Here is a 22,959-nt window from a genome sequence, read left to right on the forward strand (position 1 = left end):
AACACGCGGGGGCGCGTGCCTACAGCTGTTCGGTGCTGGTCTCGTCGCGCTTCTCGCGCGGCGGCAGCGCCTGCTCACCGTGCACCAGGAACCACACGTTCTCGGCGATGTTGGTGGCGTGATCGCCCACGCGCTCCAGGTTTTTGGCCATGAACAGCAGGTGCGTGCACGGGGTGATGTTGCGCGGGTCTTCCATCATGTAAGTGAGCAGCTCGCGGAACAGCGCGGTGTACTGCGCGTCCAGGCGGGCATCGTCCTCGCGCAGCGCCAGTGCGGCGGCAGCGTCGTTGTCCCGGTACGCCTCGATGGCACGGCGCACCTGCTGCGCGGCCAACCGGCCCAGCGAGCGCAGGCCCTGGATCTGCGGCAGCGGCGGCACCTTGCTCAGCGCGATCGAGCGTTTGGCCACGTTGGCCGCGTAGTCGCCGATGCGTTCGATGTCGGCCGGAATACGCAGGCCGGCCAGGATCTCGCGCAGGTCGCGCGCCATCGGGCCGCGCAGCGCCAGGCGCATGACGTCATGGCTGATCTGCTGTTCCAGGCTGTCGATGGCCTCATCGTTGGCGATGATGCGCTGGGCGGCGCTGTCGTCGCGGCGTTCGATCACGTCCAGCGCCGCTTCCAGCTGCGCCACGGACATTTCGCCCATGCGCACGATTTCGGCCACCAGCCGCTGCTGTTCTTCGTCGTAGCTCTTGACGATGTGGTCGTTCGGAATGTTCATGATGGTTCCCGTAAAACCGGACACTGCCCGGCTGGATGGTTGCGGTAGAGCCAGGTCCTGCCTGGCTGCAATGCCTGGCGAAACGGTGATAAGACTTACCCGAACCGCCCGGTAATGTAATCCTCGGTCTGCTGCTTGTTCGGCTGCGAGAAGATCACTTCGGTGCGGTCGTGTTCGATCAGGTCGCCCAGGTACATGAAGGCGGTGTAATCGGACACGCGTGCCGCCTGCTGCATGTTGTGGGTCACGATCACGATGGTGTAGTCGTGCTTGAGCTCTTCGACCAGCTGCTCGATGCGGCTGGTGGAGATCGGGTCGAGCGCCGAGGTCGGCTCGTCCAGCAGCAGTACGTCCGGGCGCAGCGCCACGGCGCGGGCGATGCACAGCCGCTGCTGCTGGCCACCGGACAGGCCCAGTGCGCTCTGGTTGAGCTTGTCCTTGACTTCGTCCCAGAGCGCGCCCTGGCGCAGCGCATGTTCGACGCGGTCGTTCATGTCCGCCTTGGACAGCTTTTCGTGGTGGCGGATGCCGTAGGCGACGTTCTCGAAGATGGTCATCGGGAACGGCACCGGCTTCTGGAACACCATGCCGACCTTGCTGCGCAGGCGGTTCATCGGGTACCTGGGCGAGAGGATGTTCTCACCGTCCAGCAGCACTTCGCCGCGCGCCTCCAGTTTCGGGTACAGCGCATAGATGCGGTTGAAGATGCGCAGCAGGGTGGACTTGCCGCAACCGGAGGGGCCGATCAGCGCGGTGACGCGCTTTTCCGGCACTTCCAGGCTGATGTTCTTCAGCGCATGGAACTTGTCGTAGTAGAAGTCCAGCCCACGGGCGGCCAGCTTGATCGGTGCCGGATTGCCCAGCGATTCATGCGAGGCCGGCACCGCGATGCGCTGCATCGGCACGGCATTGGTGAGGTCGTTCATGGCGGTGTCCGCGGAAAGGTCAGTCATGGGAGATACGGTTGCGCAGCAGGATGCCGCGCGCCGAAAGGCTTACCAGCAGCACGAACAGGGTCAGCACCAGGGCGCCTGCCCAGGCCAGCGTCTGCCAGGATTCGTAGGGGCTGCCGGCGAACTGGTTCATCACCACCGGCACGCTCGCCATCGGCTGGAACACGTTGCTGTTCCAGTACTGGTTGCCGAAGGCGGTGAACAGCAGCGGGGCGGTTTCGCCGGAAATGCGGGCCAGGGCGAGCAGGATGCCGGTGACGATGCCGGCGGCGGCGCTGCGGTACAGCACCTGCACGGTGACCTTCCACTGCGGGATGCCCAGCGACAACGCTGCTTCGCGCATCTGCGAAGGCACCAGGCGCAGCATTTCATCGGTGGTGCGTACCACTACCGGCAGCACGATGAAGGACAGTGACAGCGCGCCGGCAAAGGCCGAGAACTGGCCGCCGGTCTGCATCACGTACAGGGTGTAGACGAACAGGCCCAGCACGATCGACGGTGCCGACAGCAGGATGTCGTTGACGAAGCGCACCACGGTGCCGAACCTGCGCGCATTGCCGTACTCGGCCAGCCAGGTGCCGGCCAGCACGCCCAGCGGGGTGCCGATGGCGATGGCCAGTGCGCACATCACCGTACTGCCGAAGAAGGCATTGGCCAGGCCGCCTTCCTGCATGGGCGGCGGCGTCATCTTGGTGAACAGGTCCAGGTTGATCCCGGCCAGGCCTTTGGAGGCCAGGGTGAACAGGATCCAGCCGAGGAAGAACAGGCCGAACAGTGCGGTCAGGCAGGACAGCAGCAATGCGACGATGTTGACGATGCGGCGGCGCAGGTACAGCGGCTGCGCGTTGTTGGCGACGGCGGTGGACATCAGTTGCCCTCCTTGCGGGACAGGCGCATCAGCATCAGGCGGGCGATCGCCAGCACCACGAAGGTCACGATGAACAGTACAAAGCCGAGCAGCAGCAGTGCCGAGCGGTAGGTTTCAGTGGCTTCGCCGAAGTCGTTGGCGATCAGCGCGGCGATGGTGGTGCCCGGTTCCAGCAGCGAGGGCGACAGGCGCACGCTGTTGCCGATCACAAAGGCCACTGCCATGGTTTCACCCAGTGCACGGCCCAGGCCGAGAAAGATGCCGCCGATCACCGCCGAGCGGGTGTAGGGCAGCACGATGTCCCAGCTCACTTCCCATTTGGTGGAACCCAGCGCGTAGGCCGATTCCTTCAGGCGGGTCGGCACGGTCAGGAACACTTCGCGCATCACCGACGAGATGAACGGAATGACCATGATCGCCAGCACGAAGCCCGCGGTAAGCACGCCGATGCCCAGTGGCGGGCCCTGGAACAGCGGGCCGATGATCGGCCATTCGCCCAGGGTTTCATTGAGGACAGGGGTGACGTACTCGGTCATCACCGGCACCAGCACGAACAGGCCCCACATGCCGTAGATGATCGAGGGAATGCCGGCCAGCAGTTCGATGGCGGTACCCACCGGGCCACGCATCCAGCGCGGGGCCACTTCGGTGAGGAAAAAGGCGATGCCAAAGCTCACCGGCACCGCGATCAGCATCGCGATCAGGGCGGTGACCAGGGTGCCGTAGATCGGTGCCAGCGCACCGAACTTGTTTTCGACCGGATTCCAGTCGGAGGAGTAGAAGAAGCTCAGGCCCTGCTCCTGCAGGGCATGGCGGCCGCCCCACAGCATCGAGAGCGCGGCGCAGGCCAGGGCGACCAGCACCAGGAACACGGTGGCGATCAGCACCCACCGGAACAGTTTGTCGTTGCGGGCATCACGCAGGTCGCGCGTGGACGGTGCGGGTGCAGGCTGGGCAATGGCATTCATGGGAAAGGCTGGGGCCCGGGGATTGATGGGGGTTTGCCGGATGGTCCGGCGTTGCTGCAGCCGGGCAGGGCCCGGCTCTACGGCGGGTCAGGCCCGCGCGGACGCGGGCCTGGTCATGTCATTTGAATTCAGCAGCCCAGTACCCTTCGATCTGCTTGGCCAGTTCCGCCGGCAGCGGCACGTAGTGCAGTTCGTTGGCCTGGGCCTGGCCGTTCTCGAAGGCCCACTTGAAGAACGCCAGGGTGTCCTTGCTGCGCTGGGCATCCTTGGGCTGCTTGTGCATCAGCATGAAGTTGGTGGCGGTGATCGGCCACGCCTGGTCGCCCGGGGCGTTGGTGATGACCAGGTTGAAGTCCTTGGCGCTGGCCCAGTCGGCGCTGGCCGCAGCGGCAGCGAAGGTTTCGGCGCTCGGCTGCACCCAGTTGCCGGCCGCGTTCTGCATCGAGGCGTAGGGCATGCCGTTCTGCAGCGCGTAGGCCAGCTCGACGTAGCCGATCGAACCCTTGATCTGCTTCACGTACGAGGCTACGCCTTCGTTGCCCTTGCCACCCACGCCGTCCGGCCACTGCACCGAGGTGCCTTCGCCGACCTTGCTCTTCCAGTCCGGGCTGACCTTGGACAGGTAATTGGAGAAGTTGAAGGTGGTGCCCGAGCCGTCCGAACGATGGACCAGGGTGATCTTGCCGTCGGGCAGTTTCACGCCCGGGTTGGCGGCGACGATGGCCGGGTCATTCCAGGTCTTGATCTTGCCCAGGAAGATATCGGCCAGCAGCGGGCCACTCAGGCGCAGCGTGCCGGCTTCCAGACCTTCGATGTTCACCACCGGGACCACGCCGCCGATGGCCGACGGGAACTGGCCGAGGCCGGCCTGGGCCAGCTCTTCGCTGGACAGCGGCTTGTCCGAGGAACCGAAGTCGACAGTGCCGGCCTTGATCTGCGCGATACCGCCGCCCGAGCCGATCGACTGGTAGTTGACCTTGGCGCCGGTGGCGGCGTTGTAGTCGGCCGACCACTTGGAGACCAGCGGGAAGATGAAGGAGGCGCCGGCGCCGGAAATTTCGGCGGACAGCCTGTCGCCGGCGGCCGGGGCAGCAGCAGGAGCGCCCGCCGCCGGAGCGGTGGCCTGGCCTTCGGCGGCCGGCTTGCAGGCGGACAGGCCCAGCGCGATGGCCAGGGAAAGGGCGGCAAAGCTGGCCGAATGCAGTTTCATGCGTCACTCCGTAGCGGGATAGGGGGCCGGTCTTGCCGGCTGACGCTGCTATGAAATGATGTTTTTGTTACAGCTTGATGACGCCGTGACCGGGGGCACACCGAAGGATTGCGGCGCAAGGGCTGCCGGGGGGGCGGCGGGCCGGGTCAAGGCCCGGGGACGGGTGTCGGCAACGAAAAAGCGCGGATCTTTCGATCCGCGCCGGTGGCGACGCCAAGGGGAGAGAGGACCTGGCGCCGCCGCTGCTTCGTTGTTGCGTACCCACCAACGGTGGGTACCTACCGCAGGGTCACCCGTTGGAGGTGACATGTTTCCCGGTAGGTCACGACCGCTGGTCGTGACGTGTTACCCGGTAGGTCACCACCGTTGGTGGTGACGCCCTTCAATATTTCAGGTTCTGCGACCAGTAGGTCTCGATCTGCTTGACCAGCGTGTCCGGCAGCGGCACGTAGTCCAGCTGCTTGGCCTGCGCGTCGCCGCTCTTGTAGATCCAGCGGAAGAACTCCTGGGTGGCCTTGGCGCTGTTGACGTTCTTGGGCTGCTTGCGGACCAGGATGAAGTTGGTGGCGGTGATCGGCCACGCATCGGCACCCGGGGCGTTGGTCATGACCAGGTAGAAGTCCTTGGCGCTGGCCCAGTCGGCGCTGGCGGCAGCGGCGGCGAAGGATTCGTCGCTCGGCTGTACGATCTTGCCCGAGGCGTTCTTCATCGCGGCGTAGGACATCTTGTTCTGCAGCGCGTAGGACAGTTCGACGTAGCCGATGCCGCCCTTGATCTGCTTCACGTAGGCGGCAACGCCTTCGTTGCCCTTGCCACCGATGCCGACCGGCCACTGCACCGAGGTGCCTTCGCCGACCTTGGACTTCCACTCCGGATTGACCTTGGACAGGTAGTTGACGAAGTTGAAGGTGGTGCCCGAACCATCCGAGCGGTGCACGACGGTGATCTTGCCGTCGGGCAGCTTCACGCCCGGGTTCAGTGCGGCGATGGCCGGGTCGTTCCAGGTCTTGACCTTGCCCAGGAAGATGTTGGCCAGGGTCAGGCCATCCAACTTCAGTGTGCCCGGGGCGACGCCGGCGACGTTGATCACCGGCACCACACCGCCGATCACCGACGGGAACTGGGCCAGGCCGGCCGCAGCCAGCTCTTCCGGCTTCAACGGGGCATCGGAGGAGCCGAAGTCAACCGTCGCGGCCTTGATCTGCGCGATACCGCCGCCGGAACCGATCGACTGGTAGTTGACCCGCTTGCCGGTCGCGGTGCTGTAGTCGGCCGACCACTTGGACATGACCGGATAGATGAACGAGGCGCCCGCGCCGGTCACATCGGCGGCATTGGCGGCGAACACGGAGGACGCGGCGAGGACGGCAACAGCGGCGCGCGACTTGAAGGCGTGGATCACGGGGTGGCTCCTGGGATGGATGGTGGTGCGGGGTTTCCCGCCCGGCGCCTATTGCATAACGGTTCGATGACAGCGCGTGGTCTGTCATATGACGGAATGGTGACTGCGCCGTTGGCGACACGCAAAAACCTCCCCGAAAAACGGAGGCGTGGAGGCGAACGTGTCGTGGTGCACTGTCCTTGCATGACCGGCGTCACTTCACAAATGCATTCGACTTCACAGGTTTGAATCCCCGGCCCAAATCCGTGATGCGAGTCCTTGAGGGAACGCGCCACGAGCGGCGACGTTCGACTCGCGCCACTTCTGGCGCAGATCAAACGGAGCTGAACATGTTGGAAGTCACTTTTGTAGATCTGGATGAGCGCATCTCTGCCATCAGCGAAGAAGATGCCATGTACAAGTCCGGCGAGAGCATCCAGCTCTCGTGACCGGCAGAGGGACAGGTCCTCGACCTGTCCCTCCCACATACACAAGGAAATTCAGTGACCTATACCAAGCCATTACTGAAACGCTCACATCATGTGCTGATCTCCGATACCGGCGATGTCTGCATTGGCGAAATTCCCGGAAAATCGAAGGTTCTTCCGCATCCACCCTCTTGGGTTGTACCGGCGCTCGAAGCGCTGGACGGCGCCCATACCCTTCCACGGATAGGAAAGGAACTGGCTGCCAGAGGACATACGGTGTCCAGTGATGACCTGGTTGCCTTCGTGGGGGCATTGGCCGGATTTTCCCTGGTCGAAGAGGGCGCACGCCCCTCATCGGTACTCACCGCCGAAGAACTGGAGCGATACGACCGACAAATCCTCCAGTTTGTACTGGTGGACGAGCAGCGCGTCGACAGTGCCGTGGTCTACCAGGAGCGGTTGAAGAAGGCGAGGGTGCTCGCTCGCCTTCACTCGCAGTGATGTCAGGGTTGGTTGCGGATCAGCTAGTGAAGCTCATTACCGGTTACGACCGCTGCAACCTGGTAGGACGCCGCTTCCACCTTTCGATGCAGACGTATCAGGTCCGCGAGGAGGTCGTGTTTGCTCAATCCTGATTATCTCCATGAACGATTCAAGGTCGATGGGTACGTCAACTTCGATCTGCGTTTGTTCGTGCCGGGTATCCCGGAGCTTGCCGAAGGCATTTCCTGCATCGAGGAAGGTCGTTGGTCATTCATCATCAAAAACGATCAGGGTGAGTATGATCTACCCCCTGGCGAGCGTGACGAGGCAGAAAGGCATCACCTGATTGCTGACCAGGATCGCGAGCGCGGGGGATTCGCGTTCTCGTTTCGGTGGATTCCCGACACACATGAGAACTGCGATCTGGAAGCGCTTCAGCAAGCGAAGCAGGTGTTGGGATCTGCATGCGTCATGGATTTGTTGCGAGCAGTTACCGGTCGCAGGCCCTCAGGCGTATCGCAGTGTTACTTGAGCTGGTTTGAGCCAGGACACTTCCTTGGAACCCATTGTGATCCTGGCCAGAGCTTTGGCGTGGCCCTCAACCTGACCAAGGACTGGGATCCGAACTTCGGAGGGGTAACCCTGCTTGTGCCCGAACATGAAGGAGCGGTCTCTTCTTGTCTGGTACCGGCGCCCTACCAGCTGTTGGTTTTTGACACCAGTGTCCGGCGCATTCCGCATCTGGTTTCGAAGGTGAGTGCCCCGGCCGGTCGCAAGCGACTCGCCGCGATAGCCCGGTATCGGTCATGACCCCTACGGCCCTCTCCAATCAACCCAACCGCGTCGACAGAAAAACAGTGGCGGCGGCTCTTGCCGTTGTGCTGATCTGGAGTACCACGTTCTCTTTCGCCAGCGACGCCATTCGAGAGGTGGGTCCATGGGAATTTCGCTTCTACAGCACGCTTGCGGGCCTGGTGGTGCTGCTGCCATTTCTTCGCCGCAGTATGGTGGACGTCCGGCAGATGGACCCCAAACCTCGTCGGCAGATGCTTTGGGCGGTGACGGTCAACGGAACGTTGGTGGCCGGTATCAACATTCTGGCGCTCGCCTACTTCCCTGCGACTACCGTGCTGACGCTGATGTACACAATGCCAGCATTCGTGGCTTTAATGGAGGCGACGCGAGAGCGGCGCCTCACACGGAACGCGATTCTGGCCCCGGCGGCGGCACTGAGTGGCGTGGTGCTATACGTCGGCGGCGCGGGGCTGGGTGCAGGCGGGATATTGATCATGTTCAATGCGCTTCTTTGGGCATGGGGGACCCAGCTTTCCGGGCGATTCGCGCATGGATGCCGGCCGTCGACGATGGTCACCGTGCAGGTGATGATCGCATTTCTGTCATCCATTCCGCTGCTGGCCCTGCCTCCAGTGGATGGCGTTCCATTCGCAGCCCTGCCGGGAAGCCGAGAAGTTGCGGGCATACTATATGCCGGTGTGCTGAATGGACCGGTGGTCTTTGGGCTCTGGTATTACGCAATACAGGGACTTGGGGCGGAAAGGGCATCGCGAGTCACGCTGTGGGTCCCCGTGATCGGCGCCCTGTCTGCTGTCATCCTGTTTGGAGAAGTTCTCGGCGGCGCGCAGGTCGCCGGAATCGCGCTGGTGGTTTTAGGGATGGCGTTGCGAAGCGGCATTATGTCGCCGGGGGCAAAACGAGGTGGCGGAAGTGTTGCACCGAGCTGAACTAAAAGGGGCGCAGCCCAAGCTGCGCCCCTTCCATGATTCACCTTTATCTGTCGCTTACCAGAAGAACTGCAGGCGCGCTTCCAGGATGTTCGGGTCGTCGTTGACGAAGGTGCGGCTGGCCGAACTGTACTTCTTGCTGTCCACCATCACGTAGTTCAGGGCGAACTTGGTGTTGGAGCGCCAGTAGTAGTTCACGCCCACGGTCCAGATGTCCATCTTGCCGCCGAGCACGCCGTCCACGATCGGCGCACCGCTGGCCACCGGATTGGTGTTCAGATGGCCGTCGTCCAGGTTCATCGAGTCATAGCGGGCGCCCAGCTGCCACATGCCACGGCCCGGCTCGTCCGGCAGGCCGGTGGTCGGCGTGCCGCCCTTGTAGCCCCAGGTCTCGCCGGTGATGTTCCACAGGCCGCTGACGTAGAAGCCATCGCTCTCGTAATTGTCGTGCGAGTAGCGCTTGGCCTTGCTGGTGTAGTACTCGCCCTGGGCCTTGAACGGGCCGCCGATGTACATCGCTTCGGCACCGATCGTGGTGATGCGGTCGGTGTCGACCAGGTTGCCGCTGTCGACCAGGCGTGCGGTGGCCAGGTCGGCGTTCGGACGGGCGCGCAGGCGCAGGGCGTCGGCATCGGTGTCGTAGTCGACATAGCTCAGGCCGAAGTGCAGGACCTGGCCCTTGTCGTTGATCGGCGCCCAGGTGCCACGTGCGCCGTAGCCGCTGCCGTGGGCCAGGTTGCGGGTCAGTTCGCGGCCGAAGGCGCTGGCGGTGACCGACCAGTTGCTGTCGCCGAAGCCGTAGGCGCCACCCAGGCGGCGGGCCACGGCGTAGGTGTTGGTGACCGCGGCCTTGGAGATGAAGTCGTTGTTCTTGGTGCTGGACAGCTCTTCCAGGCTGTTGGGCTGCTTGAACTGGCCAACCTGCACGAAGTGGTTGGCGTTGCCGGCGAGTTTGTACTTGATGTTGGTGTCCAGGAACTTGTCGGCCTTGGCGTCGTAGCCGACCACCCATTCCACGTTGCCCGGGCCCTTGCCCTTCAGCACGAGCTCGGCGCGACGCAGCTCGAATTCGCTGTCCTTGCCGTTGGCGGCATCGCCACCGTTGAGATCGGTCACATCGTTGTCGAACCAGTTGCCGTCGGCCTGGACCAGGCCTTCGAAGGTGATTTCCGAGCCGCCGATCACGTCGATGGCCACTTCAGCGTGAGCAGCCGGCACGAACAGCGCGGCAGCCACGGCCGCAGTGAGGAGTTGGCGATGCAGTTTCATGGAAAGGAGCCTTGCAGGCAGGTGGGAAGATGCTGCGCAGGCTAATAAGTGAAGATTGCGTAAATATGACAGTTTCGGGCAAAGCGTCCCCGGTCCCGGGGCAAGCAGCTGCTGGGGTGGCCAAAACTGCCTGAATCAGATGACTGCCCGATTGCGTTCAGATGGCAGTGGCCGCCGTCGCTCAGGCGGCGGTTTTCTGCTTGAACCGGCACAGGTCGCGGACCACGCACTGCGGACAGTCCGGTTTGCGGGCCTTGCACACATAGCGGCCGTGCAGGATCAGCCAGTGATGCGCGTCGAGCAGGAAGTCGGCCGGAATTACCTTGACCAGCAGGTCCTCGACTGCGCGCACATCCTTGCCGGGGGCCAGCCCGGTGCGGTTGGCGACCCGGAAGATGTGCGTGTCCACGGCCATCACCGGTTCGCCGAAGGCCGTGTTGAGCACCACGTTGGCGGTCTTGCGACCGACCCCGGGAAGGGCCTCGAGCGCGGCGCGGTCGCGTGGGACCTCGCCGCCGTGCTGGTCGATCAGCAACCGGCATGCCGCAATCACATTCCTGGCCTTGGCGTTGAACAGGCCGATGGTGGCGATGTATTTCTTCAGCCCGTCTTCGCCCAGCGCCAGGATCGCCTGCGGCGTATTGGCCACCGGGAACAGTTTGCGCGTGGCTTTGTTGACGCCTACGTCGGTGGCCTGTGCCGACAGCGCGACCGCCACCAGCAGTTCGAATGGCGTGCTGTATTCCAGTTCGGTCTTCGGGTGCGGGTTGAGTTCGCGCAGACGCGTGAACATCTCAACGACGTCAGCCTTGGGCATGCGCGCGCTGCGCGGTGCGGCCTTTGCAGCGGGCGGCATCAGGACGGCTTTCCAGCGGCCCTGGCCTTGGCGCGCGCAAGAATCGCGGCGGCCGCAGGCGGCAGGGACGGTTTCATCTCGGGAGTGGCCGCCGCCGGTGCCCGCCGGGCGTCGCGTTCGGCCGCGCGCCGTGCGAGGCGCTGCGTACGCGCACGGTAGCGCGCGCGTGCCGCCCAGGCACATTGAAGCTGGTGCTGGGCCTGCAGCAGGCGGGCGGGCAGCTCCGGGTGGTCGGGCAGCAGGGCGTCGTCGCCAGGGGAGGGCGCATAGTCCATCAATCCGGCCGCCAGCGCGGCGTCCAGGTCGTCGTCCAGGACCCGCCGCAGCAACCGCGCGGGCAGCGACGTGCCCACATCACCTCCCTGAACCGTGGGACGGTTGACCTTGGGCGCAGGGGTGGCACCATCGTCGGTAACGGTCGGGGGCGCTTCGGCCACGGGAACTCCTGGAAAACGTTAAAAAAAAGTGATTTTGAACTCTGGAAACAAAGGCAGGTCATAGCCTTCGTCGTTAGTGGCGGTTCAACGTTGCGGCGGCTATCCTAACCCGTCGCCTCAGGGCGGCCCAATGCGTCCTGAGTTACCACCCCTGGAGAAACGTTTGATGAAGTTGCGTTCTATCGCGGTCGCCGTCGCGGCCCTGGCCCTGACGGGCAATGCCTTCGCCCAGGACACTTCGTCCGAAAAGGGCAAGCTGAGCTATTACTTCGGTTACGACTACGGCAACAACCTGGCTGAGCTCACCGGTCGCGGCGAACAGCTGGACATCAATTCGGTGGTGAAGGGTCTGCAGGATGCCTACGCCAAGAAGCAGCCGGCGATCACCGCCGAGCAGCTGAAGCCGGCCGTCGAAGCTTTCCAGAAGCGCGAGCAGGGTCGTGCCGCTGCCGCCAAGGCCGAGTATGAAAAGGCCGCTGGCGAAAACAAGACCAAGAGCACTGCGTTCCTGACCGCCAACAAGGCCAAGGCCGGCGTGCAGGCGCTGCCGAGCGGCGTGCAGTACCGCATCGTCGAAGCCGGCAAGGGTGCCAAGCCGACCCAGGCCAGCACCGTGCAGCTGGAAGTGGCCGGCCCGTACCCGTTCGGCCAGCGCCCGGCTGAAGCCCGCCCGGCGCAGCAGATTCCGTCGATCAAGGTCAGCGAAGTCGAAATGAAGGCCATGCGCGAAGTGCTGCTGCAGATGCCGGCTGGTTCGAAGTGGGAAGTCACCCTGCCGCCGGAACAGGCCTACGGTGCCGACCCGCGTACCCCGTTCCCGCCGAACGTCGCCGTGCAGTTTGAAATCAAGCTGGTCAGCGTCAAATAAGAACGGCTGAGAACAAGAAACGCGTCGATGGCAACATCGGCGCGTTTTTTGTTGCGCGCAATCGCGCTACTGTTGACCGGTGCACGCCCCGGAAAACGTCCCCCATCCCATGCCAAGCCCCTGCGTCGGAACCTGCGCGCTCGACCGCGCCGGCCTGTGCGGCGGCTGCCTGCGCAGCGTGGATGAAATCACCCGCTGGTCGACGATGACCCGACACGAACAAGACCATGTGATGCGGCAGGTATTGCCGCTGCGCGAACAGCTGAGACAGTCGCTGGGCAGCTCGCTGGCCGGCCACGAGCGCCTGCTGCGCGCGCTGCACCCGCTCGACGCGCCACCGGGCGGCGATGGCTGGAACCGCAGTGAACTGGCCGACCTGCTGCCGCCGGGCCCGCCGGTGGAGGCGGCGGTGCTGGCCGGCATCATTCCGCGCGCCAGCGGCGCGCAGGTGCTGTTGACCCGTCGCACCGACACCCTGCGCCAGCACGGCGGGCAGGTCGGGTTTCCCGGTGGCCGCCAGGAGCCGGACGACCGCGATGCAGTGGCCGCCGCCATCCGCGAAAGCAACGAAGAAATCGCGCTGCGGTACGACCAGGTGCAGGCGCTGGGTTACCTGGATCCCTTCGTGACCATCACCGGGTACCGGGTGATGCCGGTGGTCGCGGTGATCGACCCGGGCTTCGTGGCCGTGCCGCAGCCGGACGAAGTGGCCGAGGTGTTCGAGGTGCCGTTCGATTTCCTGATGGACCCGGCCAACCTCCACCAGGTTGAAATCGACCACCGTGGCCGCATCCGCCACGTGCTGGAATACGGCTGGCCCGGCCAGCGGATCTGGGGTGCCACCGCCGCCATCCTCTACAACCTGCGTCGCCGCCTGGAGCAACTGGAATGACCATCGCGATCCCGGAACCCTGGACCACCCTTGTCGACGTGGCGACGCTGTCCAGCGCGCTGGCGCGGGGGAATGCCCGCCTGCTGGATGCACGTGCCGCCGCCAGTGCCGCGCCGCGGCTGCTGGACGCGCGTTTTTCGCTGGCGGACCCGCAGTCGGGCGCCCGGGACTATGCCGGTGGGCATCTGCCGGGCGCGCTGCGGGCGGACGTGAACTCCGATCTGGCCGACATGAGCGTGGTCGGCCACGGTCGCCACCCGTTGCCGGACAGTGATGCATTTGCCGCCACCGTGGGGCGTTGGGGCATCGGCCCGGATACGCAGGTGGTGGTCTACGACGCCGGCGACGGCAGCATGGCGGCGGCGCGCGCGTGGTGGCTGCTGCGGCTGATCGGGCATACGCGGGTGGCGGTGCTTGATGGCGGGGTAGCGGCGTGGCAGGCGGCCGGGTTGCCGTTGACCAGGGAGGTGCCCGAGGTGGTGCCGTTGCCAGCCTATCCTGGCCGCTTCGATACCACGCAGGTGGCGTCGGTGGAGGAGATTGCCGCACGGTTGAAGCATGCGCCGGGCTGGTTGCTGGATGCCCGCGCCGGTGAACGGTTCCGTGGTGAGGTTGAGCCGCTGGATCCGGTTGCGGGGCATGTGCCGGGGGCGGTGAACCGGCCGTTTGGGTTGAACGTGGCCGACGGCCGCCTGCGACCAGCCGCCGAGCTGCAGGCCGCGCTGCGTCCGCTGATCGGGTCGAATGATCCGCAGCAGGTCGTGTTGATGTGCGGTTCGGGTGTGACTGCCTGCCATCTCCTGTTGGCGATGGAGGTGGCCGGCCTGCACGGTGCGCGGATCTATCCGGATTCGTGGAGTGGGTGGGTCAGCGATTCGTCGCGGCCGGTGGCGACAGGGGAATGACGGTAGCGCCGGCCGTTGGCCGGCTGTTTTTCGTTCAGGGTTATGGACGCCTGACGGGCGTCTTCGGACCGTCCAAACGCCGGACAGATTATCGGTGGCGGCGTTTTTTCGCCTTCGGACCCTTGCGCCGCGCTACGCGCGGTGTCCGGCCAACGTTATGCCCGCCGTCCTGGCGGGCACCCTTCGGGCCATCGCTGCGCGATGTTGAGAACGGCTCCTGCCGTTCTCTTCGGGGCTACGAATTGTTACGGGCCCATTGGATTCGGGATCAATCAACCATCGGCTCCGGCCGCATGGCAGACACATCGGGGCGTCGATCAAGGGGCCAATGAGGTCAACGGAATTGCGGCCAACACGCGCGGCCACGGGAACAATGGGCCCGGGTCGCGCTTGCGCCGTACCCGTCGTTCCGGATCGTCGCTGGCCGTCTCTTCACGGGTATCCAGCGCTTCATGCCCGGCGATGTGGCGCAGGCCGGGCAGGGTGTCGCACAGGTGCTGGAGCAGGTCGATCAGGGCGGCAATCTGGGCATCCGGGTAGGGTTGGTCCATCGACTGGTGGCGCGAGTCCAGCCAGTGCGGGTAACGGCCGGTGTTGACCAGCTCGATGCCGATGGAACGCGGGTTGTAGCCGCTCACGTGGTGGGCCACGCGGGCGACCGGCACGTACTGCACGATGCTGCCGTCGCGGTCGATGTAGTAGTGGCCGCTGTTGCCGCTGCCGCTTTCGTACAGCACGCGTTCGCCGTAGCTGCGCGCCATCGCCAGGTCGGGTAATTCAGTGCAGTGGATCACCACCAGGTCGACGTCGGCGGGCACGCGCTGGCCCAGCTGCGCGACATAGGGCAGCGGCTGCAGGTCGATGCGGGGCGGGGCGCGGTCGGGCATGCGCCGATGCTAGCATTCGGCCATGAGCGCTTACATCGATTTCCACGCGGTGGCTGCATGAGCCGCGGCCACTGCATTCTTTCCCACGGCTTTGAAAGCGGCCCCGACGCCACCAAGGTGACCGCGCTGGCCGACGTGGCCCAGCGGCTGGGCTGGACCCACGAACGACCGGACTACACCGACCTGGATGCCCTGCGTGAGGTCAGCAGCGTGGGCGATGTCCGCGCGCGCCTGCAGCGCCTCGTCGAGCGCGCCAGCGCGTCCGCCGCCCAGGGCCCGGTGGTGCTGGCAGGCTCCTCGCTGGGCGCCTACATTTCAGCAATCGCCTCGCTGCAGGTGCCCACCCGGGGTCTGTTCCTGATGGTGCCGCCGACCCGCATGGGGCCGATGCCGGCCCTGGACGCCGCCCGCGTACCAACCAGCGTGGTCCACGCCTGGCGCGATGAGCTGATTCCGGCCGCCGACATGATCGCCTGGGCGCAGGCCCGCTCTGCGCGGCTGCTGCTGGTCGATGACGGGCACCGCCTGAACAACCACGTGGATGCATCGGCCCAGGCCTTCGAGGCGCTCTTGGCCACCCTGACGTAGAGCGGGGCCCTGCCCCCCTGCCGTCCCCGTACAGCCGGGCAGAGCCCGGCACTACAGCACAGACGGTCGGGTCCGGTCGGGTCACGTACAATGCCCGGTCCGGCGCCTGCGCCAGGGCGGCCTGCGCTGCCCGTGGGCACCCCTTCCCTGCTGACCTGCGATACCGATCCCGTGAAATTCTTTGTTTCCTGCGCCAAGGGCCTGGAGTACCTGCTCGCCGACGAACTGCTGGCGCTGGGCCTGCCCAGGGCCACCGCCACCATTTCCGGGGTCAATGCCGAGGGTGAGCTGCCGCAGGCGCTGAAGGTGGTGCTGTGGTCGCGCCTGGCCAGCCGGGTGCTGTGGCCGCTGGCCGAGTTCGACTGCCCGGACGAGGGGTCGCTGTACCAGGGGGTGTCGTCCATGCCGTGGGAACGGCACATCAGCCCCGAGCTGACCCTGTCGGTGGACGCCCACGTGTCGGGCACCGAAATCACCCACGCGCGTTTCGCCGCGCAGCGGGTCAAGGACGGCGTGGTCGACAGCCTGCGCGCGCAGGGCCTGGAGCGGCCGTCGGTGAACACCGAGTTCCCGGACGTGCGCATCAACCTGTCCCTGCGCAAGGGCCGCGCCTCGATCTCGATCGATCTGGGCGGTGGCCCGATGCACCGGCGCGGTTGGCGCATGGCGCAGAACGAAGCGCCGCTGAAGGAAAACCTGGCTGCCGCAGTGCTGATGCGCGCCAACTGGCCCAAGATCCATGCCGAAGGCGGTGGCCTGCTCGACCCGATGTGCGGCAGCGGCACGCTGCTGATCGAGGGCGCGCTGATGGCGGCCGACGTGGCCCCGGGCCTGCAGCGCCACGGCAGCATTCCGCCGAGCCGTTGGCTGGGCTTCGACCGTGACGCCTGGAATGGCCTGATGGCCGACGCGCGCACCCGCGAGCAGGCCGGACGCGCCGCGCTCAAGCAGGTCATCCACGGCAGCGATATCGACCCGCATGCGATCCGTGCGGCAAAGGAGAACGCGGAAACCGCCGGTGTCGCCGAGGCGATCTGGTTCGGCGTGCGCGACGTCGCCGACGTGCAGGTGCCGCCGCAGGAAACCGGCTGCGTGGTGTGCAACCCGCCGTATGACGAGCGCCTGGCCGCCGATGCGGTGCTGTATCGCCGCCTTGGCGATGCGCTCAAGCGCGCCGTGCCGCAGTGGCGCGCCAGCCTGCTGTGCGGCAGCGCCGAACTGGCGTTCGCCACCGGCCTGCGCGCCAACAAGAAATACCAGCTGTTCAATGGTGCGATCGAATGCGCGCTGATCGTCTGCGACCCGGTCGCGGTGCCGCAGCGCGACAACGCGGGCCAGCCGCGCGAGCTCAGCGAAGGCGCGCAGATGGTGGCCAACCGGTTGCGCAAGAACATCCGCAAGTTCAAGACCTGGAAGGCGCGCGAGCAGGTCACCTGCTATCGCGTGTACGACGCCGACCTTCCCGAGTACGCCGCCGCGATCGACGTTTACGAGGAAGACGGTGGCGCTGGCCGCACCTTCCTGCACGTGCAGGAGTACGCGGCCCCGGCCACCATTCCCGACGTGGACGTGCGCCGCCGCCGCAACGAGCTGTTGTCTGCCGCGCGCGAGGTATTCCAGGTGCCGGCCGAGCAGGTCGCGCTGAAGTCGCGCGAGCGCGGCAAGGGCGGCAGCAAGTACGGCCGTTTCGAGCAGCGCGGCGAGTTCGTGCTGGTGCGCGAGAACGACGCCCTGCTGCGGGTGAACCTGTTCGATTACCTGGACACCGGCCTGTTCCTGGACCATCGCCCGCTGCGCTGGCACATGGCCAAGGAAGCGCAGGGCAAGCGCTTCCTCAACCTGTTCTGCTACACCGGCGTGGCCAGCGTGCAGGCGGCGGTGGCCGGTGCGGCCTCCACCACCAGCGTGGACCTGTCCGGCACCTACCTGCAGTGGTGCGCCGACAACCTGGCGCTGAACGGCAAGGGCGGCCGCCAGCACCAGTTGATCCAGGCCGATGCGCTGGCCTGGCTGGAAGCCGAGCGGCACCGCTTCGATGTGATCTTCTGCGATCCACCGACCTTCTCCAACTCTGCCCGCGCAGAGGATTTCGACGTGCAGCGCGAGCACGTGCGCCTGCTGCGCGCGGCCGTGGCGCGGTTGAGCCCGGAAGGGGTGCTGTATTTCTCGAACAACTTCCGCCGCTTCAAGCTGGACGAAGAAGCGATCAAGGAGTTTGCCGAATGCCGCGAGATTTCCGCCGATACCATCGGCGAGGATTTCGAGCGTAATCCGCGCATCCACCGTGCCTGGGAGATCCGGCGCTTCGGCGCCTGATCCAACGGTGTTGGCATGCAGCCAGGCAGGGCCTGGCGCTACAGCAATGCTGCTGATGCCACGCCAATCACCGGCAGGGCCCACGCCAGCGGCGCGATCCAGCGCGGTCGCCACGGGTACAGGCCGAAGGCGATCAGCAGCCCGCTGATCGTCATCGCGCCCAGCCACAGCACCGGGCCGGCGGCCCAGCCGTGGTCGGCCACGCACAGGCCGAAGGCAATGACCAGCAATGCCCAACCCAACCAACGCCACAGGCGCATGCGAGCGGGGCCGGCATTCGCCTTGCCGTGCAGGTCGAGCTGGTGCTTTTCCATCGCCAGCGACAGCGCGGTGAACGCCGAAAAATTAAACGTGAGCGCCAACAGCATCATGCGCTGGCCTCGGCGGTGGTGGCCGCCGCCGCCGTCGCCGCGGTAACTGCTGCGGCAGCGGCCTGGCGCTTCTTCTCTGCCGCGCTCAACGCCGGTTGCCAACGCTGCATGCGCAAACCGCAATAGGCCAGCACTGCGCCGAAGGCCAGCATCACCAGGTCGAACCCGGCGAGCGCCCAGTCGCCATTGCGCAGGGTCACGCCCAGGTGCACGTGGGTGGTGAGCGCATTGAGCATCGGGATCAGGGCGAACAATGCCGCGCCCAGGTACAGCTGCCATGCCCACATCAAGCGCTTTGGCCAGATGAAGGCCGCCAGCAGGGCTGCGCCCCAGGCGTAGAAGAACACGCTGGCTTCAGCATCGGAGCGCTCCGCCAGCTCCACCGGCAGCAATCGGTTGCCCCAGAAGTAGGCGGCAAACGCGATCGGCAGGCCGGCCACCGCGCCGATGTTGAGCGCATCCACCAGCCGCAGGCCGAAGCCGGTTCTACCGGACCTGGCATGCTTGGGACGCTCCTTGACCGCCCACAGCACCACGCCGCTGGCCACCATCAGGCACCCGACCAGCCCGGACAGGAAGAACAGCGCCCGCAGGCCCCAGTCTGCAAAGCGCGCCAGGTGCAGGCCGTACATCACGCCACGGGTGTGGGTGGCGCCACCTGGCACCGGGCTGGTCCCGGTCAGCGCGCCGCTGACCGCGTTGTAACGCAGCGAGGGCGTATCGATCGACAACCGCTTGCCGTCGCGCTGGTAGATGTCGATCACTGCGTTGGCCGCGCCCGGGCGGAACACGGTGAAGCCGCTGACCTGTGCGCCATTCCATTCTGCCCGTGCGCTGTCCAGCAGCTGCTGGATCGGCAACGAGGCAGTGCGTCCTTCGGCAGGCTCTGCCGGATCGGCCAAGCGTGCAAAGGCTTCGCTGAAGAACGCATCCTCATCCTTGGGATAGGCCATGCTCACGCCCTGCGGCAGGTACATGAACATCAGGGTGACGATGCCGGTGTAGGTGATCATGGCGTGGTAGGGCAGGGCCATCACCGCGCTGACGTTGTGGAAGTCCAGCCACGACCGCAGGCCCTTCTCCGGCCGGAAGGTGAAGAAATCCTTGAAGATCTTCTTGTGGGTGATCACGCCGGTGATGATCGCCACCAGCATGAACATCGCGCAGAAGCCCACCAGGTAGCGCGCCCACAGCACCGGGATGTAGTGCAGGTCGAAATGCAGGCGGTAGAAGAAGTCACCACCGCGGGTTTCGCGCGCGGCCACTTCCTCGCCGCTGGCCGGATCCACTGTGGCGTCGCCGAAGCGGCCACCGCCGCGGCGGCGTTTTTCGCCCTCGACCGGCGGCTTCACCATCGATTCGGGGTTGCGCCAGAACATCCGCATGGCCGGGTTGCGCGGATCGGGCAGGGTCACGTTCCAGCTTTCCGCCTGGGGTGCCTTGTGCTGCAGGAACGTGATGGCACGCACTGCGGCCACGTCGGTGGCAACGCTGCTGCGCGGCAGCTCCGGTCGCATCCAGCGGCTGATTTCGTCGCGGTAATAGCTGGCGGTTCCAGCCATGAAGATGAGCAGCAGCAGCCAACCCACCAGCAACCCGGTCCAGGTGTGCAGCCATGCCATGGATTGGCGGAATCCATTCTTCATGCGCGCGCTCCCAGCGCGAGGGTGCCCAGCCAGAACAACGCGGTGGGCGCGGCGATGCCGATCCAGGCCCGCAATGCGGTGCGGGTGGCGAACGCCCACAGTGCTGCGCAGGCGCACAGTACGATCGCCACCAGCATGCCGGTCAACACCGCCTGGGCGCGGGCGATGGGCAGCGCTACGGCGAAGAACATCGCGCAGGTGGCGGCCAGCGCGTAGCCGCCGATGATCGCGGCCAATGAACGCGACAGCACTCCCAGCCAAGGGCGGGCGAAGAAACCGCCGAAACGGTTGAACCAGCTGGCATCGGGCGTGCTGTCCACGGGAACCTGCAATGTAGGGTCGAACAATGAGCGTCACCGGCCGCAGCCGGTGACAGGGGAGGGTGGCCATCCGTGGCCCAGCCGCCGCACGGGGCGGGGGTATCCCTGGAGAAGGTCGCGGCCCCGCGCAGGACGGCATCGGGGGAAGCGTTCAATTCCGTAATGATAGTCATTATCATTAGCTTCAGCAAGATTCATAGGCGTGCTGTGTTACCCGCTTTTCCCGCTGCGGCTGCAATACTGGCGCCATGGCCGACGCAGACCTGCACGATCTCGACGCACTGCCCGATCCTGCCGGGCGCGACCCTGCCTTGCTGGCAGCGGACGAACACTGGTGGGCCCGGATAGCCGCGCTGTATGACCTTACCGACGAGGTGGTCATGCTCGACAACGGCTACTGGGGGTCGATGGCGCGGCCGGTGTTGCAGGCGTACCAGCGCGCCACGGCGCGGGTGAATCGAGATAGCGCGTGGTTCGGGCGACGCGACTTTCCGCCGTTGCTTGAACATGCGCGCGTGCAGCTGGCCCGGACGCTGGGCGTGGGGGCTGATGAGATCGCGCTGACCCGTGGCGCGACCGAAGCGATGCAGGTGCTGATCGGCGGCTACCGCCGCCTCTCGCCGGGCGACACCGTGCTGTACGCCGATACCGACCACGAAAGCATGATCGCGGCGATGCAGTGGCTGCGCGGGCGCAGGGGCGTCGATGTGCAGCGCATCGTGTTGCCGGAGCCGTTCGATCATGACGGCATCGTGGACACGTATCGGCAGGCGCTGGCCCGTTTCCCGCGCACGCGCCTGCTGCTGCTCACCCAGGTCAGCCACCGCAACGGGGTGCTGCTGCCGGTGGCGGAAATCGGTGCGCTCGCGCGCGCGGCGGGCGTGGACGTGGTGCTGGATGCGGCCCACGGCATCGGCCAGGTCGACACGTCACCCAGCGCGCTGGGCGCGGATTTCGTTGGCATCAACCTGCACAAGTGGGTCGGCGCACCGGTCGGCATGGGCGCCATCTACGTCCGTCGCGGACGCGTGCGTGACCTGGACCCTTACATGGGCGAGGCGGACACCGACGACATCGACAGCCGCCTGCATACCGGCACCGTCAACTTCGCGGCCGTGATGACATTACCGACGGCATTGGCGCTGCACCGGCGGATCGGCGTGGCCAACAAGCGCGCACGCCTGCTGCGCCTGCGCAACCAGTGGGTGGACGCGCTGCGCGATGATGCGCGGGTGCAGTTGCTGGCCTCATCTGATCCGCGGTTGTCCAGCGCCATTGCCGCCTTCCGGCTGCGTGGCCAGTGCAGCATGCAGGCCAACACGGAAGTGGCCGAACGCATGCTGGAACATTCACGCGTGTTCGTGGTGGCTCGCGACGGCCTGGCATCCGGTGCTTGCGTGCGGGTCACCCCGGGCATCGTCAGCACGCCTGCGCAGATGCAGGCGTTGGTGGACGCGGTCCGCGCGATGGCCCGATAGCCATCAAGCCCGTCACGGATCGAATGCAGCACGTAGCGCCACGCCCTGCGTGGCTGCGCAGGGCGGGACCTACCACTGCATCCACACGGTCAACGCATGCAGCAACAGCCCGATCAACCCACCTACGAGCGTGCCGTTGAAGCGGATGAACTGCAGGTCGCGACCGACGCTCAGCTCCAGCTGCTCCACCAGGTGCCGCTCGTCCCAGCCTTTCACGGTCTGCGCGATATGGCGGGTCACCCCCTCGCGCAGCCGGCTGGTCAGGCGCTCGGCGCCGTCCATCAGGTGCTCGTTGAGCGCCTCGCGCAACGAGGGATCGTCCTGCAGCGCCTGGCCGACCTTGGCCAGGCTGCGCCGCAGATGCCCGGCCAGCGCGGAGTCCTCGCTGGACAGATCGGCGCGCAGGCTGGCGTGGATGCGTGCCCACAGGCCCTGTACGTACTCCTGCACCGCCGGGTGGTCGATCACCTGCTGCTTGAGCTGGTCGACCTTTTCCGCCAGCGCCGGGTCGTGGCGCAGGCGCTGGATATAATCGCCCAGCCACGCCTCGTAGTCCCTGCGCAGAGGGTGTTCGGGCTCGGCCAGGATCTGCTGCAGTTCGGCCAGCACGGCGTGCGCCATGCGCTCGGCCAGGTTGTCGCCGATCTCGTCGATAGGCTTGACCCAGTTGACCGTGCTGGCCAGTTTCGGCCATTCGCGCTGGATGTAGCGGACGATCAGTTCGGAGGCGCGTTGCCGCACCGCCTCGTTGTCCATCCACTGGCTGATCCGGGTCAGCCCCTCGTCGAGTACCCGCTGGTGGCGGTTGTCGGCGGTAAGCAGCCCGAGCAGCTCACCGGCGGTGGCCGCCGCGTTCCATTGCCGCAACTGCTCGACCACGAACGCCTGGATGCTGCGGCGCACGGCGGCTTCGTCCAGAAAATCCAGCGCCTGCAGGGCCCAGCCCCGCGCCATGTCGGCCAGCAGCCGCGAACGTGCCGGATCGGCCAGCCAGCTGCCCAGCCGGCTGGCGGGATCGAACACCTGCAGCCGGGCCAGCAGTGCCTGCGGCTCCAGGAACTGGTCGCGCACGAACACCGCCAGGCTGTCGGCAATGCGCTCCTTGCTGCGCGGGATGATCGCGGTGTGCGGAATCGGCAGGCCCAATGGGTGGCGGAACAGCGCCACCACCGCGAACCAGTCAGCCAGTGCGCCCACTGCAGCGGCTTCGCAGAACGCTGACACCCACGCCCAGATGCCGCGTTCGCCGTTGAGGTGGCTGATGACGAAGCCAGCCAGCATGGCCAGCAGCATCGCCAGGGCAATGGCTTTGAGGCGGCGCAGCTGGGCGCGGCGCGGGTCAACCGATGAAGAGCTGTTCATGCCGCAA

General features: G+C 65.9%; 24 protein-coding genes. 10 read left to right on the top strand and 14 right to left on the bottom strand.

Going from position 1 to position 22,959, the window contains the following annotated elements; all coding sequences use genetic code 11:
• Positions 1-19: 19 nt before the first annotated feature.
• From phoU to pstS (J7J08_RS02405), 6 genes are all read right to left on the bottom strand, one after another.
• Positions 20-724, bottom strand: coding sequence for a phosphate signaling complex protein PhoU (gene phoU / locus J7J08_RS02380; protein ID WP_214901149.1), 705 nt, complete (start codon positions 722-724; stop codon positions 20-22).
• A gap of 95 nt (positions 725-819) precedes the next feature.
• Positions 820-1,650, bottom strand: coding sequence for a phosphate ABC transporter ATP-binding protein PstB (pstB, locus tag J7J08_RS02385; RefSeq protein WP_214901595.1), 831 nt, complete (start codon positions 1,648-1,650; stop codon positions 820-822).
• Between the two features lie 19 nt (positions 1,651-1,669).
• On the bottom strand, positions 1,670-2,545 hold the full coding sequence (gene pstA / locus J7J08_RS02390; protein ID WP_214901151.1) for a phosphate ABC transporter permease PstA: 876 nt from the start codon (positions 2,543-2,545) through the stop codon (positions 1,670-1,672).
• The gene (pstC, locus tag J7J08_RS02395) at positions 2,545-3,513 is read right to left on the bottom strand and encodes a phosphate ABC transporter permease subunit PstC (protein WP_214901153.1); all 969 of its coding nucleotides are present in this window, start codon (positions 3,511-3,513) and stop codon (positions 2,545-2,547) included. The genes pstA and pstC overlap by 1 nt, the downstream gene beginning before the upstream one ends.
• A 118-nt stretch (positions 3,514-3,631) precedes the next feature.
• Positions 3,632-4,723, bottom strand: coding sequence for a phosphate ABC transporter substrate-binding protein PstS (gene pstS, locus J7J08_RS02400; RefSeq protein ID WP_214901155.1), 1,092 nt, complete (start codon positions 4,721-4,723; stop codon positions 3,632-3,634).
• Between the two features lie 382 nt (positions 4,724-5,105).
• A complete protein-coding gene (gene pstS / locus J7J08_RS02405) occupies positions 5,106-6,125 on the bottom strand; it encodes a phosphate ABC transporter substrate-binding protein PstS (protein WP_214901157.1) in 1,020 nt (339 codons plus the stop codon).
• 329 nt (positions 6,126-6,454) lie between these two features.
• Between pstS (J7J08_RS02405) and J7J08_RS02410 the strand changes: the two genes are divergently transcribed.
• The 4 genes from J7J08_RS02410 (at position 6,455) to J7J08_RS02425 (ending at position 8,757) form a co-directional block, all read left to right on the top strand.
• Positions 6,455-6,553 (top strand): pantocin A family RiPP, encoded by a 99-nt coding sequence (locus J7J08_RS02410; protein WP_214901159.1) that lies wholly within the window; start codon positions 6,455-6,457, stop codon positions 6,551-6,553.
• A 54-nt stretch (positions 6,554-6,607) separates the two neighbouring features.
• Positions 6,608-7,033, top strand: a complete 426-nt coding sequence (locus tag J7J08_RS02415; protein ID WP_214901161.1) for a hypothetical protein — start codon at positions 6,608-6,610, stop codon at positions 7,031-7,033.
• Positions 7,034-7,153: 120 nt separating this feature from the next.
• Positions 7,154-7,825 (top strand): hypothetical protein, encoded by a 672-nt coding sequence (locus J7J08_RS02420; protein ID WP_214901163.1) that lies wholly within the window; start codon positions 7,154-7,156, stop codon positions 7,823-7,825.
• Positions 7,822-8,757 (top strand): DMT family transporter, encoded by a 936-nt coding sequence (locus tag J7J08_RS02425; RefSeq protein ID WP_214901165.1) that lies wholly within the window; start codon positions 7,822-7,824, stop codon positions 8,755-8,757. Before J7J08_RS02420 ends, J7J08_RS02425 begins: the two co-directional genes overlap by 4 nt.
• Positions 8,758-8,814: 57 nt before the next feature.
• On the opposite strand, the gene J7J08_RS02430 is transcribed toward J7J08_RS02425, so the two are convergent.
• The 3 genes from J7J08_RS02430 to J7J08_RS02440 form a co-directional block, all read right to left on the bottom strand.
• Entirely contained in the window at positions 8,815-10,026 is a 1,212-nt protein-coding gene (locus tag J7J08_RS02430; RefSeq protein ID WP_214901167.1) for an OprO/OprP family phosphate-selective porin, read from the bottom strand.
• Positions 10,027-10,207: 181 nt separating this feature from the next.
• On the bottom strand, positions 10,208-10,882 hold the full coding sequence (nth, locus tag J7J08_RS02435; protein WP_251006349.1) for an endonuclease III: 675 nt from the start codon (positions 10,880-10,882) through the stop codon (positions 10,208-10,210).
• Complete coding sequence (locus J7J08_RS02440) at positions 10,882-11,235, bottom strand: hypothetical protein (protein ID WP_214901599.1); 354 nt, start codon at positions 11,233-11,235, stop codon at positions 10,882-10,884. Before J7J08_RS02440 ends, nth begins: the two co-directional genes overlap by 1 nt.
• 250 nt (positions 11,236-11,485) lie before the next feature.
• Here J7J08_RS02440 and J7J08_RS02445 point away from each other — a divergent pair, with 250 nt between their 5' ends.
• The 3 genes from J7J08_RS02445 to J7J08_RS02455 all read left to right on the top strand — a co-directional run bounded on the left by J7J08_RS02445 (position 11,486) and on the right by J7J08_RS02455 (position 13,984).
• A complete protein-coding gene (locus J7J08_RS02445) occupies positions 11,486-12,187 on the top strand; it encodes an FKBP-type peptidyl-prolyl cis-trans isomerase N-terminal domain-containing protein (protein WP_214901169.1) in 702 nt (233 codons plus the stop codon).
• A 109-nt stretch (positions 12,188-12,296) separates the two neighbouring features.
• Positions 12,297-13,079 carry a CoA pyrophosphatase gene (locus tag J7J08_RS02450; protein ID WP_214901171.1) on the top strand — a complete coding sequence of 261 codons (783 nt, stop codon included), beginning with the start codon at positions 12,297-12,299 and terminating at the stop codon, positions 13,077-13,079.
• Entirely contained in the window at positions 13,076-13,984 is a 909-nt protein-coding gene (locus tag J7J08_RS02455) for a sulfurtransferase (RefSeq protein ID WP_214901173.1), read from the top strand. Before J7J08_RS02450 ends, J7J08_RS02455 begins: the two co-directional genes overlap by 4 nt.
• 317 nt (positions 13,985-14,301) lie before the next feature.
• Here the strand turns inward: J7J08_RS02455 and J7J08_RS02460 are convergent, their stop codons facing one another.
• On the bottom strand, positions 14,302-14,871 hold the full coding sequence (locus J7J08_RS02460; RefSeq protein ID WP_214901175.1) for an N-acetylmuramoyl-L-alanine amidase: 570 nt from the start codon (positions 14,869-14,871) through the stop codon (positions 14,302-14,304).
• A 57-nt stretch (positions 14,872-14,928) separates the two neighbouring features.
• On the opposite strand from J7J08_RS02460, the gene J7J08_RS02465 reads away from it, so the two are divergent.
• Both J7J08_RS02465 and rlmKL read left to right on the top strand, forming a co-directional pair.
• On the top strand, positions 14,929-15,459 hold the full coding sequence (locus J7J08_RS02465; protein ID WP_214901177.1) for a hypothetical protein: 531 nt from the start codon (positions 14,929-14,931) through the stop codon (positions 15,457-15,459).
• A gap of 171 nt (positions 15,460-15,630) precedes the next feature.
• Entirely contained in the window at positions 15,631-17,775 is a 2,145-nt protein-coding gene (gene rlmKL / locus J7J08_RS02470) for a bifunctional 23S rRNA (guanine(2069)-N(7))-methyltransferase RlmK/23S rRNA (guanine(2445)-N(2))-methyltransferase RlmL (protein ID WP_214901600.1), read from the top strand.
• Positions 17,776-17,813: 38 nt separating this feature from the next.
• Here rlmKL and J7J08_RS02475 read toward each other — a convergent pair whose 3' ends face one another.
• The 3 genes from J7J08_RS02475 to J7J08_RS02485 are packed head-to-tail and all read right to left on the bottom strand — an operon-like array spanning position 17,814 to position 20,112.
• Positions 17,814-18,146 (bottom strand): DUF3325 domain-containing protein, encoded by a 333-nt coding sequence (locus J7J08_RS02475; RefSeq protein WP_214901179.1) that lies wholly within the window; start codon positions 18,144-18,146, stop codon positions 17,814-17,816.
• The gene (locus J7J08_RS02480) at positions 18,143-19,792 is read right to left on the bottom strand and encodes a PepSY-associated TM helix domain-containing protein (protein WP_214901181.1); all 1,650 of its coding nucleotides are present in this window, start codon (positions 19,790-19,792) and stop codon (positions 18,143-18,145) included. Before J7J08_RS02480 ends, J7J08_RS02475 begins: the two co-directional genes overlap by 4 nt.
• Positions 19,789-20,112: a DUF3649 domain-containing protein gene (locus tag J7J08_RS02485; RefSeq protein ID WP_282248429.1), complete on the bottom strand. Its 324-nt coding sequence runs from the start codon at positions 20,110-20,112 to the stop codon at positions 19,789-19,791. Before J7J08_RS02485 ends, J7J08_RS02480 begins: the two co-directional genes overlap by 4 nt.
• Positions 20,113-20,360: 248 nt before the next feature.
• On the opposite strand from J7J08_RS02485, the gene J7J08_RS02490 reads away from it, so the two are divergent.
• Positions 20,361-21,590, top strand: coding sequence for an aminotransferase class V-fold PLP-dependent enzyme (locus tag J7J08_RS02490; protein ID WP_214901183.1), 1,230 nt, complete (start codon positions 20,361-20,363; stop codon positions 21,588-21,590).
• A gap of 69 nt (positions 21,591-21,659) precedes the next feature.
• Here J7J08_RS02490 and J7J08_RS02495 read toward each other — a convergent pair whose 3' ends face one another.
• The gene (locus J7J08_RS02495; protein ID WP_214901185.1) at positions 21,660-22,952 is read right to left on the bottom strand and encodes a DUF445 family protein; all 1,293 of its coding nucleotides are present in this window, start codon (positions 22,950-22,952) and stop codon (positions 21,660-21,662) included.
• Positions 22,953-22,959: the final 7 nt, after the last annotated feature.

The organism is Stenotrophomonas sp. ISL-67 (genome assembly GCF_018612915.1).
Taxonomy (GTDB): domain Bacteria; phylum Pseudomonadota; class Gammaproteobacteria; order Xanthomonadales; family Xanthomonadaceae; genus Stenotrophomonas.